12 protein-coding genes and 1 tRNA gene are annotated in these 13,907 nt (G+C 67.7%); 1 reads left to right on the plus strand and 12 read right to left on the minus strand.

Annotated elements, in window-relative coordinates; genetic code table 11:
• Positions 1-1,468: type IV secretory system conjugative DNA transfer family protein (locus tag A5777_RS09615; protein WP_231895008.1), on the plus strand; the 1,468-nt coding region annotated here is incomplete at its 5' end.
• 78 nt (positions 1,469-1,546) lie between these two features.
• Here A5777_RS09615 and A5777_RS09620 read toward each other — a convergent pair.
• The 12 genes from A5777_RS09620 to A5777_RS09680 all read right to left on the minus strand — a co-directional run bounded on the left by A5777_RS09620 (position 1,547) and on the right by A5777_RS09680 (position 13,868).
• Positions 1,547-1,939: a hypothetical protein gene (locus A5777_RS09620; RefSeq protein ID WP_064862503.1), complete on the minus strand. Its 393-nt coding sequence runs from the start codon at positions 1,937-1,939 to the stop codon at positions 1,547-1,549.
• A gap of 21 nt (positions 1,940-1,960) precedes the next feature.
• Positions 1,961-2,245: a hypothetical protein gene (locus A5777_RS09625; protein WP_156529335.1), complete on the minus strand. Its 285-nt coding sequence runs from the start codon at positions 2,243-2,245 to the stop codon at positions 1,961-1,963.
• Complete coding sequence (locus A5777_RS09630; RefSeq protein ID WP_064862504.1) at positions 2,236-4,242, minus strand: ATP synthase F0 subunit B; 2,007 nt, start codon at positions 4,240-4,242, stop codon at positions 2,236-2,238. The genes A5777_RS09625 and A5777_RS09630 overlap by 10 nt, the downstream gene beginning before the upstream one ends.
• 4 nt (positions 4,243-4,246) lie before the next feature.
• Complete coding sequence (locus tag A5777_RS09635) at positions 4,247-4,957, minus strand: ribbon-helix-helix protein, CopG family (RefSeq protein ID WP_231895009.1); 711 nt, start codon at positions 4,955-4,957, stop codon at positions 4,247-4,249.
• An 840-nt stretch (positions 4,958-5,797) separates the two neighbouring features.
• A complete protein-coding gene (locus A5777_RS09645) occupies positions 5,798-6,331 on the minus strand; it encodes a hypothetical protein (protein WP_156529336.1) in 534 nt (177 codons plus the stop codon).
• A gap of 20 nt (positions 6,332-6,351) precedes the next feature.
• Entirely contained in the window at positions 6,352-7,473 is a 1,122-nt protein-coding gene (locus tag A5777_RS09650) for a DUF2637 domain-containing protein (protein WP_064862508.1), read from the minus strand.
• The gene (gene nrdH, locus A5777_RS09655; protein ID WP_064862516.1) at positions 7,470-7,703 is read right to left on the minus strand and encodes a glutaredoxin-like protein NrdH; all 234 of its coding nucleotides are present in this window, start codon (positions 7,701-7,703) and stop codon (positions 7,470-7,472) included. Before nrdH ends, A5777_RS09650 begins: the two co-directional genes overlap by 4 nt.
• 11 nt (positions 7,704-7,714) lie before the next feature.
• Positions 7,715-9,994 (minus strand): DNA primase family protein, encoded by a 2,280-nt coding sequence (locus tag A5777_RS09660; protein ID WP_064862509.1) that lies wholly within the window; start codon positions 9,992-9,994, stop codon positions 7,715-7,717.
• Between the two features lie 98 nt (positions 9,995-10,092).
• Positions 10,093-10,278: a hypothetical protein gene (locus A5777_RS09665; RefSeq protein ID WP_064862510.1), complete on the minus strand. Its 186-nt coding sequence runs from the start codon at positions 10,276-10,278 to the stop codon at positions 10,093-10,095.
• A gap of 989 nt (positions 10,279-11,267) precedes the next feature.
• The gene (locus tag A5777_RS09670) at positions 11,268-12,596 is read right to left on the minus strand and encodes a tyrosine-type recombinase/integrase (protein WP_064862511.1); all 1,329 of its coding nucleotides are present in this window, start codon (positions 12,594-12,596) and stop codon (positions 11,268-11,270) included.
• Between the two features lie 122 nt (positions 12,597-12,718).
• Positions 12,719-12,803 (minus strand) — tRNA-Ser (locus A5777_RS09675).
• Between the two features lie 90 nt (positions 12,804-12,893).
• Positions 12,894-13,868, minus strand: a complete 975-nt coding sequence (locus A5777_RS09680; RefSeq protein WP_005208160.1) for an NAD(P)H-quinone oxidoreductase — start codon at positions 13,866-13,868, stop codon at positions 12,894-12,896.
• Positions 13,869-13,907 lie beyond the last annotated feature (39 nt).

Raw genomic sequence — 13,907 nt, forward strand, 5'->3', positions numbered from 1 at the left:
GGCAGCGCTGGGACAGAGAGGAGCCCTGATGGCGCTCGCGCGCAAGCAGCCCCAGGCGCGCCGGGCCGCGCCGGCACTGACCGACGAGCCCTACGCGGGCTTCATCGACGCCAAGCCCGGTCCCGACGGGGTGGCGCCGATCATCACCGACCCGACCAACCGCGGGCGCAGGCACGGCGACATCGCCGCGACCATGCCGCACCTGTTCGTGCCGGGCGGCACCGGCGCGGGCAAATCGCGTCGCGTCCTGGCGCCCAACATCATCAGGTGGGCGGGCAAGCCGTGCATCGCACTGAGCTGCAAGGACGACCTGGTCGCGCTCACCATCGCCAAGCGGGCGCAGCGGGGACCGGTGTACCTGCTCGACCTGGCCGGCACCGTGCGCGCATCGGCGCTCCAGGGCGTGCCGGTCACCAAGGTGCGGATCGACCCGTGCGCGCTGATCTCCACCGACAACGAGGCCCTCAAGATGGCCGACCTGCTGCTGGCCATCGGCGGCGGCACCGAGGGCGACTCCAAGACGTGGGCCGACCAGGCCCGACGCCCCCTCACGACGATCCTGCGCGCCGGGGGCTACTACCCCGATCCCCAGACCGGCCAGCCGGTGTGGGGCGGCGGCGTCGCCTGGGCGCTGGACGCGGCCGAAGACCCCGGCCCCGAGCAGATGCCGGACCTGGACGGCGACGAGCTGCCCGACCTCAGCGAGCCGAACTGGAACTCGGCCTACCTGCGCGCGCTGCTCCAGGGGTCGCGACACGCCAAATCACTGCTCGCGCTCAAGCGCAAGGACCCCAAGCTGCGGGATTCGGTGGGCATCAGCATCGCCAACGCCCTGAGTGGCTGGAGCGATGACCACGTAGCCGGCGTCGGCCTGCCCGCCTTCACCCCGGACATGCTCGACACGCCCGGGGCCACGCTGTTCATCGTCTCGCCGATGGTCGGCGACGCCGGCGCAGCGGTGAGCACCCTGCTGGTGCGCTGCGTCGAGCACTGGCGGCACCATGTCGAGGACGTCGAGAAGGGCGTGAGGCCAGCGCTGATGTTCGTCCTCGACGAGTTCACCAACGGCAGCAAGCTCCCGGCGAAATTCGCCAACGCCTGGGTCGGAGAGGGCCGAGGCCTCGGTATACGCACCGTCCTGGCGCTGCAGGATTCCGTCCAGCTCGAAGCGCTCTGGGGTCAGGCCGAGGCCAAGGTCATGCGCAAGATCATGCCCGCCACGCTCATCCTGCCCGGCGCCGACGAGGACGAGATGCTGGAGCGCGCCGTGAAAAATACACCCTCTGAAGAACGGGTCACCGCTTCCGTCGACGCGTCGGGCAAGGCCTCGCAGTCTCGCGACCGCGCCGGACTGGACACCGCAGCGCTCACCCCGCAGCGCGACGGCGAGGGCAGGCTGCTGCTGCGCGGCCGGGCCGGGGTCCGGGTGCTGCTACCCGACATCTCCAAGACCGACCTGCTGGATTGACCGGGACTGACCGGCACAGACGAGAGCCCCGGATGCCTGACGGCGTCCGGGGCTCTCAACTGTCCGGGCGGGGAGCCCTCACCGGGCCCGCACCCGGTCGCGACCGAGATCCTTGGCCCGCGCGGACTCCTGATCGGCCGCGCGGAGATCCTTCTGCCCCTGCTTGAGACGATCCCGCAGCTCTGCCGTGCTCACCTTGTCCTGACCGCCCTCGGCTCGCCGCCGGTCTCGTGCGTGCAGGCTCCGGTTCTGGCGCGCGTTGCGCTCACGGGCCTCGGCCGCCTGCTGGCGCCGGGCCACCGCGGCCCGGCGCTGCTGTTGTGCCGTCTTGTACTCATCACTGCCCAACTCAACCTTGCCGAACTGCTTGGCGACCGCCTCCGGCCCGCCGCCGGGCTGATCGAGCAATCGCTTGATCTCGTTCACCCGCGCGGCGTCGACCTCGTCATGGCGCGCACTTTCGGTTCCCATGCCAGCTCCTTCATACTTCACTCACTCGTCGCCCCGGGCCGGTCCCGGGGACGCCTGTTGCTCCTGCTCGGCCATGAACGCCGCGACCCGGCGGTACTCGCACGCCTCGGTCCGCAGCGCGCGAGCCTCCTTGAGCTGGTCGTCGGCGACGCTCAAGGATCTGATGAAGGCGCTGCTGCCGCCGGTGTAGAGCCGCGCGCTGCTGGCGTACCGGTCCTCGGCGAATTCTTCGAGCAGGCGCGCCTCGCCGTCGAGCCTGTCCGCCTCGGCGAACATGTCGACCGACGTGATGTCCTCTACCGCCACCTCGACTCCTCCCGGTCGGCGCTCTTCTCACCGGCGCGGTTGACGTCCTTGGTGCCCTTGCCCAGCGTCTCCTTCACGCGTTCTGCACGCTGGCCGACCGTCTCGTCGGTCAGGGCACGGCCCTGGCGCGCGTAGATGCGCTTCGCATCCTGGTCGAGCACGTCGTTGGCCTTGATGTCGCGAGTGGTCCCGTCCTTCATCGTGATCGGGATGGTGCGCCGCTCGCCGGCATCGAACCGCGCGGCCTGCATCGCCTGCACGGCCAGCTTCGGGTCGTACTCGGGCATCGTCGCCTTCCGGTCGGCCTCGTAGTCGGCCAACTCTTTGTCGATCTCAGATTTACGAGTCTCCTTGTAGCCGGCCAACTCTGTCTGGACTCCGGCCTTGGTCGCCTCGACGAGCCGCGGCTTCTCGTCCCGCTCCCACGCGGCCTGGGCCTTGGCTCGGATCTGTCCAGCGTCGGCCTCGGCGTCGGAGACGATCTCCTCGGCCTGCCTCCGCGCCTGCAGCGTCGTCGCTGTCGCATCCTTCGTCGCGGTCGATCGGATCGTCCGCGCGTCGGCCTTAGCCGATGCGGTGATCGCGTCGGCCTCGGCGTGAGCTTCCTGCACGATGACCACGGTCTCACCCTTCGCCTCTTCCGTGATCAAGGCGAGCCTGGCCCATTCGTCCTCGATCGCGGCCTCACGCTCGTCAAGCGCCGCGGTGCGGGCGGCCAGCGCCGGCTCGACGTCCATCACGAGCGGCCCGGCCCCGACGTCCACCGTCGCGGTCACCGCGTCGCCGTCGCGCGTCAGCTCCACGCCATCGACGCCCTCGCCAGTGACCAGGACCGCAGCGGCGCGCCCCTCGTAAGTGCCGCCGGTCGCACGCACCCTCGCCAGGTACTCAGCCTGGGCGTGCTCGTCCTCCCACGGCGGACGACCGTCATCGGTGAGGTAGACCGGTCGGGGCCGGTCGGCGGCCACCGAGCTGGTCGGCACCACCAGGACGCGATCGGGCGCCTCCAGCGTCTCGCCGCGCTCGACCGCCGCGGCGTTGCGCTCACACTGCTCGACGATCGCGGTGTGCTTGAACTCATCGCCCACCCCCGAGCGACCGCCGGCCCGTGCCGGTCGCGAGGCCGTGCCGCTGGCGTCGATCCACTTGTAGGAGACGCCGTGCTCGCCGCCGCGCTTGCTGGTGCGCACGAGCGTGTGCACGCCGTCGGCGGCCAGGCGCGCCTCGTAGTCCTCCCAGCTGGTCGCCTGCGCCCGCGCGATCCGCAGCCTCATCCGCAGTTCGTCGTAGGCGTTGGTCGTGCCGTCGGCCTGCCGCGCCAGCGCCTTGCGGTCGCCCGCGACCTGGTTCCCCTCCTTCGCATGGGCGCGGCACGCCTGCATGTAGGCCTCGTTGTCATAGGCGAATCGCTCCCGCACCAGCGCGTCGGTCACCTGGTGCTGGATGCGGTAGATGTTCTTCATGTCGCTGGAGACCGCCCGGCCGGCCGGGTAGTGGACCGCCTTGGCATTGCCGTCCCGGTCGGTCCACGCCAGCGTCACGGCCTCCTCGGCGACGTTGGCGATCTGGCAGTGGCTGTGGATCTTGCCCTTGACCCAGACCCGCTCGCCGCTCTCGGCGTGCTGCTCCCACCGTCCGTTGTCGGCCTGGGTGACCACCTTGATCTGACGGCCGGGAAAGGCCTTGGCGGCCGCTTCCTTGGCGAACTCGTGCGCCAGCCAGACGTGGTAGGGGTCGTCGGGGTCCAGCTCCTCGTGGCTGTGGCTGAGGATCAGGTGGTAGGTCTCGACGTCGAGCCTGGTCTGCGCGTAGTCGGCGCGGGTGCGCCCGACGTCGGCCAGGAACGTCTCCGGCCGGCAGTCGCCGATCGTCGAGCAGTACTCGACGCGCCGGCTCGGCCCCTCGGGGTTGGCCTGGTCGTGCGCGGCCGTCGCCGGCGACAGGTAGCGGTCCAGGCCCCAGGCGTTGGCGGTGACCGACAGCATCGTGGCGACCATCGCGTCAGCCCTCCCCGTCGTCGAACCGCGCCAGCACGGCCGCGTGCAGCCGCTCGGTGGCGGCCCGGTTTTCCTCCAGCGCCCGCCGAGTGGCGGCCAGCTCGTCGACGATCGTGACGGGCAGCTCCCGGTACCTGTTGCAGAAGGCCGCCAGCTGGTTCAGGTTGTTCCCCTGTCGCGACAGCTCGGCGTCGTGCGCGCCGACCGCGGCGGCGAGGTCGCGCAGCTCCTCCTTGAGCCGCTTGCGCAGCTCCCGGCGCACCGCGGTCTCCACCCCGGCGACTTTTCGGCCGACAAAACTCCTGAGCGCCGCCTCGACCATCGCCGTGACCGACCGGCCCTCGGACTCGGCCCGTCGCGCCAGCAGCTCGACCAGCTCGGTCTCGACCCGTGCCGAGAGCATCCGCGTCGCCGGGCGCCGGGTGCTGGCGCGTGTGCGCCGAGGCTTGGCGCCCCGGGCGTCGAAGCGACCGTCGATCCGCGCCGCCGCTCGGCACCACGACGCCGCACGCTTCGCCGAGATCCCGACCGCAGCCGCGATCTCCGCGTACGTCGCACCGGCGGCACGACGCGCGAGCGCGTCGGCCACCCGCTCGACCGCCGGCGCCGGGCCCCGGGGGCCCGTCACCGCCCCCATGACGCCGACTGCGAGCGCCGTCAGATCGACGCCGGCTGCCGCCGTCGTCCGATCCTCGTCGCTCTTCGTCGTCGTCATGGGGGCCATGCTACCGCAAAACAGGCGCTGCCGCGCCTGAGGTTGAGGCCCCGGCGAGCATCCACGCCGTCATACAGTCGGCGCTCCGCGCCGCCTGCATGCCGCCCTCCCTCCGGTCGGGTTCGCGTGGTGCCGCCAGGGGCCGCTGCGCGCCCCTGGACCCCAGCCCCTGCGGGGCGGCACGATCCCGGCCTGCGGCCGGGAAATCCCAGGTGCTCACGCACCTGGGGAGGACCGCACCGGCCCTCGATCCCACCTCTTCGGTGAGACCTTCGGACCGGTTGCTTGGCCCGCTGGCCGGCCTCGGGTGCTCGCTCGCTCGCGGTCGTCGGCGGGCCGGCGGAGGGATCAAGAACACCACGGCGACCGATTGGCCACCCCCGCACCGACCCTCGACATGAGCACCGGCACCGATGCGCCGACCCGGCCAGCCGGGGGGCGTGACGGCGGATCTGAACGACCGCCGCGAATGAAGCCGAAAGCGCCTGTGGCGCATCGAATAAGCCGCGAACTTTTCTGACGAGTAATTCCGGACGTCACTGTCGGCTACGTTCGCCTCCACTGACGGCTGTTGATGGTCGTTTATGTTGTCCCCGTTAGCCTCTTAGCAACGATGCTGTCCCTTGATGGTCGACAGTGTCGGCTATTGATAGCCAACACTGTTGTCCCGCTTAGCCTCCTGGACATCACTGTTGGCTACGTTCGCCTCTACAAACGGCCCTTGGTGGCCGTCAATGCTGTCCCCGTTAGCCTTCATCGTCACCGAAAACTGTGCCGCGACAGCCGAAAAGACCCCCGCCGTGGTGATCCGGCAGGGGTCTCGTAGCGGGGCTGCGCGAGCTAGAGGCTGTCGACGGCCCTCAGGTGAAGACGCGCCTCCAACGCAGGGTCCCTCCGGTCCGCCGACACCGGCAACCCCTTCAGCGCTCGCCCCAACAACACCGATTGGAACCGCGGCTCCTCCTGCGCGGCGATGTCCACCCACCGCCGCGCAGTGTCATCGCTAATCCTGCCCCCATACCAACCGCTCGCGGAGGCGCCGCGTACGCAGCTGCTGTACGCCTGGCCCTCAGCGCGCCGACGCAACACCTCCGCCACCGAAGTGGCACCGGCACGGGTGCTCGGCGCCACCCGCTCGGCGAGATCCTCGATCTCGCCCTTCGTCGGCACCTGCAACTCCCGGTAGGCCTCTTTCGCTGCCCGCGCAAATCCCTCCGGACCCTCGTTCGCCCCGGCGATCAGAGCCGCCATGATCCGCTCGGACCGGACGACCTCAGCGAGCACCGCGTCGGTGACGCCCGCGTGCCGCTGCCGCAGCGTCATCATGTCCATCACGGCCCTCGCGCCCGGGGACAACACCTTCTCCTCAGCCATCGCTCTGTCCTCTCCTTTCTTCACCTGCGACCGGCGGACGGTCCGCCGGCCAGTGCGAGCACCGACGACTTGGCCCGGTGCGCACGCACGGTTTTGAGCCAGCCACCGACCGTCGAGCGCGAACGACCGACCTCGTCGGCGATCTCCTGCTGCGACCGCCCCCGCGCGTCGAGTTCGAGCACCATCGCCAACTCGGCGGCCCCGGCGCTGATCCTCGTCGCCGACTTCACCTCGTCAGCCTCGGCGGCCCAGCCCGAACTCGGCGGGTCGAACTCGGCGAGCGTTGACGCCGACTCGGCAGCCTCGACAGGCGCCGAACTCGGCGGGATCGTCGGCACCGGCAACTCGGCGACCTCGGCATCGACCATCTCGGCGACCTGTGACCGAACCTCGTCGCGGAACTCGGCGCTTGCGCGTCGCGCCTGGTCATCGGTGCTCGCACTGGCCGCCGAGACGACCGCTGAGCCGCCCTCCATCCGGCCTGCCGAGTTCGGCGGGGCCGTCATGCCGACCCCATCGTCGAACTCGGCGGAGGAACCGAACTCGGCGGCCGAGCTCAAACTCGGCGAAGCCTGGTCCGGCGAGTCGATTGTCACCGCCGACGCGACGACCTCGTCGGCAGCGATCCGATGACCCGACTTGATGAAGCCGATCGTCGCCGCGAACGCGGGCAGATCGAGCATGAGCGGCAGTGCCCACGCAATGCGACCCTCCCAGCCCGCCATCTCGCCAACAGCCGCCAGGGACACGAAGGACACCGCCAGCGCGATCGCCACCACAGCGCCGACGAGCAGCGCCAGAACGAAGGCCAGGGCAAGATCGGCCACGCTCCAGCTCCGCAGACGTTCACGCCGGGTCAGACCCGAGTACGGCGAAGCCGGCCGGATGGACGGGTCGCGACGGATCGCACCCATGAACGACGCACGGATGGATGAGAACATGTGCAGCATCAGGACCGCGATCACCGGCGGCAGCCCGTGGATGATCCACACCACCCAGTAAGGCAGCTCATCCACCGCATAGGCGGTGACATTGCCGACCACCGACAGCAGCGCGGCACCGAACACGACCCAGAAGTAGTACGTGTAGCCGTAGTCTTCACGCCCCGGGGCGAGCCTGAACGGGTTGGGCAGTTTGCTCACGACGCCCCCTTCAGATCCACACCCTTGATGCGCTCGGGTCGGAAGCCCGACCAGTGCTCCTCGCCGGCCACCACGACGGGCGCCTGGAGATGGCCGAGGGCCATCACGTAGTCGCGGGCTTCCGGGTCCTGGCTGATGTCGACGACGTCGTAGGTCAGGCCCTGCTTGTCGAGGGCGGCGTACGTGGCAGTGCACTGACCGCACGCGGGCTTGGTGTAGACGGTGATCATGCTGTCCTCCTTCACGCGTACGGATTGTTGACAAACTGGTAATCGGGGGCGAACGGGTCGCACCCGGGTTCGGCCGGCACGGGCGGCGTGGGCCGCTTCGGCCGCTTCTTGGGTTTCGACTTCGCCGGTGCGGGCGTCGGCTGCTCGCCCGTGGCCACCAGGCCGCCGGCCACGGCCGGACCCATCGATGCCTGATCGACCGGAGGGTCGACAGGGTCGACGGCGTCGCCCGCGTCGGCGAACGGATCGGTGAACTCGGTGCTGACCACGTCGAGGTCGTCGCGGCGCAGCAGGCCTCGGTAAGCCGACTTGATCATGTCGCCGGGGATGGTGGCCCGGCGGGTCCGGTAGTTCTTGTCGCCGGGCTTGGTCGAGGTGTCGCCCCAGTTGACCAGGGAGTATTCGACGATCAGCGGCTCGGGGTCGACCATGCGCTGAGCTGGACGGATAGGCGCGGTGTGGTCGTCGCAGTACCACTGCGAGGTCGGATCGGCGTCGACGAGCTGGACGATCTCGGAGATGAACTTGTTCTTGCCGATCGGCTTGGAGTTGGGCATGTAGCGGCCCATCCAGGCCACGTAGAACTCGTGCAAGAAGGGAAACGGCAGCAGGTCCCACTGGAAGAGCATCTGGTTCTCGTTCCAGAACGCGCGCACAGGATCGTTGGACTCCTTGAAGCCCTCCAGCGCCTTCTTGACCGCCGCTGGCTCGGGAAGCACGTAGTAGGGCGACGTCAAATCGCCCGAAAGCACCCGGCGGAGCACGTACTCGAGCACCTCGGGGCGGCGGAGGTAGTCGTCCTTGATGTAGCGGCGCTCGGCGCCGGTGAAGCACTTCTCGAAGGGCACGAAGATCTGCCGGCGGTAGATCGACTCCGATTTGTCCTTGAAGACGGGCTCGTCGTTGAGGCACTGCACCATGAAGCCGAAGTGCTGGTGGGCGATCGGCGCCTTGTACTTGCGGTTGATGGTGATCACGTCGTTGGTGATCACCGCCTTGAAGTTGGCGGCCTTCTCCACGAAGGTGCCCACGTCGTTCTCGTCGACCAGCACCGCGTTCGCGCGCGTGAGCGGCTCCAGCAGGAAGTCCTTGCCGAAGTCGGCCAGCGGGATCGAGGCGTAGTTGCCCACCCCGAGCATGTTGCGCATGAGACTCAGCAGCGTGCCCTTGCCGTTGTTGCCCTTGCGGGCATAGAAGAACATGGCCTTGTTCCAGCTGTTGTAGGGGCGCACCACAGCCCCCACGGTTCGCCACAGCAGGTCAACGACCTCGGGATCGTCGGACAGGCTGGCCATCCAGCTCTCGACGTCCCAGGTCAGGCAGTCATCCGTGCAGTCGGCCGGGTCGGCGTGACCGGCGCTGCACCCCTCGGGGTTGGCGATGACCGGGTTCTCGGCATCGGGGTTCCAGTCGACGTCGAGCTTGGCCAGGAAGACGTACTTCGGGTCGAACTCGTGGAATACCGGGTCACCGCCGTTGTAGTCGACCACGCCGTTGCGGCAGGCGATCAGGTCGCGGTCGCCGCCGCGGGTGACGGTGGGGGCGTAGTCGCCGAGAGCGGCCAAGACGTCGGCAAACTCCTTGACCGACAGATTCGGCCGGTAACGGCGCCCGATGGCCCTCAAATGACCCACCTCGGAGCGGTAGGTGCCGAAGTGCGGGCTGGAGGGATCATCGTCGTAGGCGGCCAGGATGTTGAGGTCGGGATCGGTGTTCTGCGAGCTGGGCATGATCGACACGACCGAGTAGAGCGCTCCGAGCAACCTGGCGACCTCAGCGAAGCCGAGTTGATTGAGGGTGGCGCGCTTGGTGCCGATCAGGGCCGGCGGGTCGTCTTCGGTGCCCTTGATCAGCGCGTTCTCGTACGCGATGCGGTCATTGATGCGGCCCAGCAGGCCATCCGCGACATCGCGCGCACCCTGCTTCGCCCGGGCCGCACGCTGTGCGGGCGTACCGGCGGTGCCGCCAGAGACCATGTTGCGCAGCCTGGGCAGGTTGTCGGCCGACAGGTACTCGTCGGCGACGGTGGCCGCCAGGATGGCTGTCGAGGTGGCGTACGGGACACCATCGCGGTTGCGCGACGGCACAGCGCCGAAGGAGCCGCTCAGGGTCTCCTTGATGTCGGCGACACGCCGCTCCATCGCCTGCTCGGAGTCCATTGACTCGTCGCCAGACCCACCCGGGCCACCCGGGACCGACTCGACGAGATCGTCGGGAAGTGCTGGAGTTGAAAATGAATCGAGATCGACGGTGTCGACATCGGTCGCGCCGTCGGACGCATTGTTATACACTTGTTCAGACTTTCTTGGTCATGAGCGCGACAGGTCCGTCAAAAACATGAAGCGCTTGGTTTTCGGAGACGCCGCCCCCTTCGGGCGGCGTTTCTGCTTTACGCAGGTACTCGAATGCGGTAATCGCCCTTATCGCCCGCAGTTCGTTCGACGCCCGGCACCCGGCCGGCGCGAAGGTGTCGATAGGCGGTAGCCATCGAAATACGGCGGGCCGCGGCCCATTCGGCGGCCGTCAACAGCCGGGTCGCCGGCGGGCTCGCATCGGTCGTTGCGTTCGCAGTCATGGCCACTCTCCTTTCCGAGGATTTCGATCGAGCATGATCACATTTGACCAACCAACGACTCCCGGAGCAACCCAAAACCGCAGGCAGGAGGCGTTTCCGGACCCGGCGTAGCGCCGATTTCCAGCCCACGACAAAAATCGCGAGTTTCGCATTTCTGCAGGTCGTTAGAAACGAGACTTTTTTCGTGAAATTTCAATTCCGCGCCCCGACAAACAGGCAGAATCTGCGGTGTGATCCTCGTCACATAGTGGGATTCGGGCGCATCCGCGACGATGCCGCGACAGACGCGGTCATCGGTATCCACACGATGGACCCACCGCGATGGACCCACCGAGGCGTCGACACCCGGCGTCGCGGGCGTTACGAAAAACGTAACACGAAAACGTAACGCAAAAATCGACGTTTCCCCAGGTCAGAAGGGGTGTGTTACGCGGTTACGGGGATTGACCCCATTTCAAAAAGTCCTGAGCTCTCGATTGCCAATCCGATCAGATGTGGCCAAAACCGCTCACGATGTCGCCATAGGGTTTTTAGACGATGGTGCAATCCCCGTAACATCTGGCCCAAAAACACGCTCTGACCAGGAAAAATACCCTGTTACGTTTTTCAATGAGGAACGTAACACGATGGTGGAAAAGGGCTCTACCTGCGGCAACGTTGTTACGTTTTTTATCTCAAGAAACGTAACAACAGAAAAAACGTAACAAGAGGAGATCCGATCGGCGGTTGAGGTGGTCGACATGGAAGGAGCTGAGACCGGGTTCCGATCGGCGGTTGAGGTGGTCGACATGGAAGGAGCTGAGACCGGGTTCCGATCGGCGGTTGAGGTGGTCGACATGGAAGGAGCTGAGACCGGGTTCCGATCGGCGGTTGAGGTGGTCGACATGGAAGGAGCTGAGACCGGGTTCCGATCGGCGGTTGAGGTGGTCGACATGGAAGGAGCTGAGACCGGGTTCCGATCGGCGGTTGAGGTGGTCGACATGGGACAGTCACATCAACGTGCCCTCGTCGTCCCTCTCGAACCCCATCTCGGCGAGAAGCCGATCCGGTATCGGCTCGTCGAGCCAATGCACCGGCCCTCTGTCTTCCGGTCGAACCCGCTCGCGGCTGTAATCCAGCGCCGACGCGACCTGCCTCAGATCTTCTCGGTGAACGTGCGCATAGGTGCGCAGGACCAACTCCCCACCGTCGCTGTGCCCCAGCCACGCCGCCACCTCGGCCGGAGTGACGCCCATCGCGATGAGCCGCGACGCCGCGGTGTGACGACTCGCGTGCAGTCGCCGTTGCGGCACCCCCGCCGCCGCGAGCGCGTCGTTCCACCAGAAGTTCAGGGTTCGCGGCGAGCACGGCCGGCCGTTCTGCTGCGTCAGCACGTAGGGGTCGTCGCCGCCCTTCCACCGTGCCCCATACCGCTCCTTCTCGCCGTCCTGGCGCTTCTTCGCTGCTTTCAGCACCGCCAGCGTCGGATCTGGCAGCGGCAGCCACCGGCCAGCGCTCTCGGTTTTACCCACGCCTTGCTCGATGACTGTGCCGCGCACCGCGATCCGCGTCGTTACGGCGACCTTCATGGTCCCCTTGTCCAAATCCACCGACGACCACCGCAACCCCGCCATCTCCCCGCGCCGCAGGCCGACGAGCCCGAGGGCGATCATCGGCGCCCGCATCGCGGCCAGGTACCCCGGCGAGCGCATGTGGCCCTCCGCCGGCGGCGTGGCCGGGTGCGCGGCTTCCAGCCTCGTGACCTCCGCGTCGGTCAGCCGATCCGAGAGATCCAGAACTTCCTTCTTCGCGGCCACCGGGTCATCGCGCTTGCGCAGCGGCTTCACCAGCTCGACAGGATTGCGCGCCACCTTCCCCTGCTCGACCAGGTCCTCCCACACCGACTGCCATCGAGCGCGCATCGGGTTGATCGACGTCCGCGCCCACTTCCGGCCGCCCGGACCGGTTCCCTCGCGCAGATCCTTGATCAGCTCTACGACGTCGGACTTTTCGATCGTCTGGACCTTCTTCTTCCCGTACCGCTCCACCACCGGCGCCAGCGCGGCGGCGTACGCGGCCCGAGTCGACGGCGAGATCTCCTGCGCCGCCAACCATTCATCGACGGCCATTTTCACCGTCAGCGCCGTCGTGGGCACCGCCTTGCCGGCCACCGCGGCGGCGATCATCTGTTTCCGGTAGTCGCTCGCCTCAGCGGCCGTCTTGAACCGGCGCCGGAACTGCCGCCGTTCGCCGTTCACCTCGGCGTCCACCCGGGCCTCGTAGCGCACGGTTCCGGACTCGTACTCGATCTTCTCGACCCCGACGGGGAGCTTCGCCACGCGACTAATCTACCGACTTTCCCAGGTGACCTGTGTCAACTCCTGTGTCAACTCCACCGCCCGCGGTCCGCACCCACGACGAGGGCCAGGTCAGATCGCATTTCTGACCTGGCCCTTCTCTGCGGAAGCGGAGGGATTTGAACCCCCGGTCCTGTTACGGACGCTCGCTTTCAAGGCGAGTGCATTCGGCCGCTCTGCCACGCTTCCCTGCCGAAAAGGGTACGTGACCCGCAGCGTGAGACCAGCATCAGCCCACGGACCCGCCCGGCCGGTGGACTTCGTCAGCCTGTTCCCTCATCAGCCCACGCGCAGCAGCACCTTGCCGATCGCGTCGCCGCTGTTGAGTCGTTCGTGGGCGGCCTGGGCGTCGGCGAGCTCGAACACGGAGTCGGTCACCGGCACCACCGAGCCCGCCTCGATCAACGGCCAGGTACGCGCGTGGGTCTTCTCGACGATCGCCGCTTTGCCGTCTGCTCCGGTCACCGGCCTCGAGCGCAACGCGGTGCCGTAGACCGAGAGTCGTTTGGAAATCATTGCGCCGATGGGCAATTCACCCTTGACGCCACCCTGCATACCGATGATGACCAGGCGTCCCCCGGTCGCGAGAGCTTTCACGTTGCGCGGCAGGTAAGCCGCGCCGATGATGTCGAGGATCACGTCGGCGCCACCGTGCCCGGAGATCACCTCGACGAAGTCCTCCGACGAGTAGTCGATGAGGATCTCGGCCCCGTACTCCGCCGAGCGCGCCAGCTTCTCCCTCGTTCGCGCCGTCACCGCGACCCTGGCCCCCAACGCGCGACACAACTGCGTCGCATGGGTGCCTATTCCGCTCGAGCCACCGTGAATGAGGACCAGCTCGTCCAGCTGTAGATGCGCCGTGAGCAGCAGGTTCGAGACCACCGTGCACGCAACCTCGGGTAGCCCCGCAGCCTCGATCAGGTCCACATTCGACGGCTTCGGCAGCAGCTGCACGGCCGGAACCGCCACCAACTCGGCGTACCCGCCGCCCGCAAGCAGGGCGCATACCTCGTCGCCGACGGACCACCCCGTGACCTCAGAACCCAATTCGACGATCCTGCCCGACACCTCGAGACCGAGAATGTCCGACGCCCCCGGCGGCGGTGGATACAGGCCCTGCTTCTGGAGCAGGTCGGCGCGGTTCACGCCCGCTGCCGCGACCTCGATGAGCACCTCGCCGGGTCCCGGCGTCGGATCGGGTACTTCGGCGACAGACAGTGTGGCTGTTTCGGAGTCGACGGTGATTGCACGCATGCCATCGATGCTGCCCGAAAGTGGCGTCGAAGGGGTGTA

The sequence above is a fragment of the Gordonia sp. 852002-10350_SCH5691597 genome (assembly GCF_001665715.1).
GTDB lineage: Bacteria > Actinomycetota > Actinomycetes > Mycobacteriales > Mycobacteriaceae > Gordonia > Gordonia sputi.

Excerpts from the sequence above, each read along its gene's own strand:
- A5777_RS09620 (WP_064862503.1), bottom strand. The coding sequence starts at position 1,939 with ATGGGAACCGAAAGTGCGCGCCATGACGAGGTCGACGCCGCGCGGGTG.
- A5777_RS09635 (WP_231895009.1), bottom strand. The coding sequence starts at position 4,957 with ATGACGACGACGAAGAGCGACGAGGATCGGACGACGGCGGCAGCCGGC.
- A5777_RS09645 (WP_156529336.1), bottom strand. The coding sequence starts at position 6,331 with ATGGCTGAGGAGAAGGTGTTGTCCCCGGGCGCGAGGGCCGTGATGGAC.
- nrdH (WP_064862516.1), bottom strand. The coding sequence starts at position 7,703 with ATGATCACCGTCTACACCAAGCCCGCGTGCGGTCAGTGCACTGCCACG.
- A5777_RS09630 (WP_064862504.1), bottom strand. The coding sequence starts at position 4,242 with ATGGTCGCCACGATGCTGTCGGTCACCGCCAACGCCTGGGGCCTGGAC.
- A5777_RS09680 (WP_005208160.1), bottom strand. The coding sequence starts at position 13,868 with ATGCGTGCAATCACCGTCGACTCCGAAACAGCCACACTGTCTGTCGCC.
- A5777_RS09665 (WP_064862510.1), bottom strand. The coding sequence starts at position 10,278 with ATGACTGCGAACGCAACGACCGATGCGAGCCCGCCGGCGACCCGGCTG.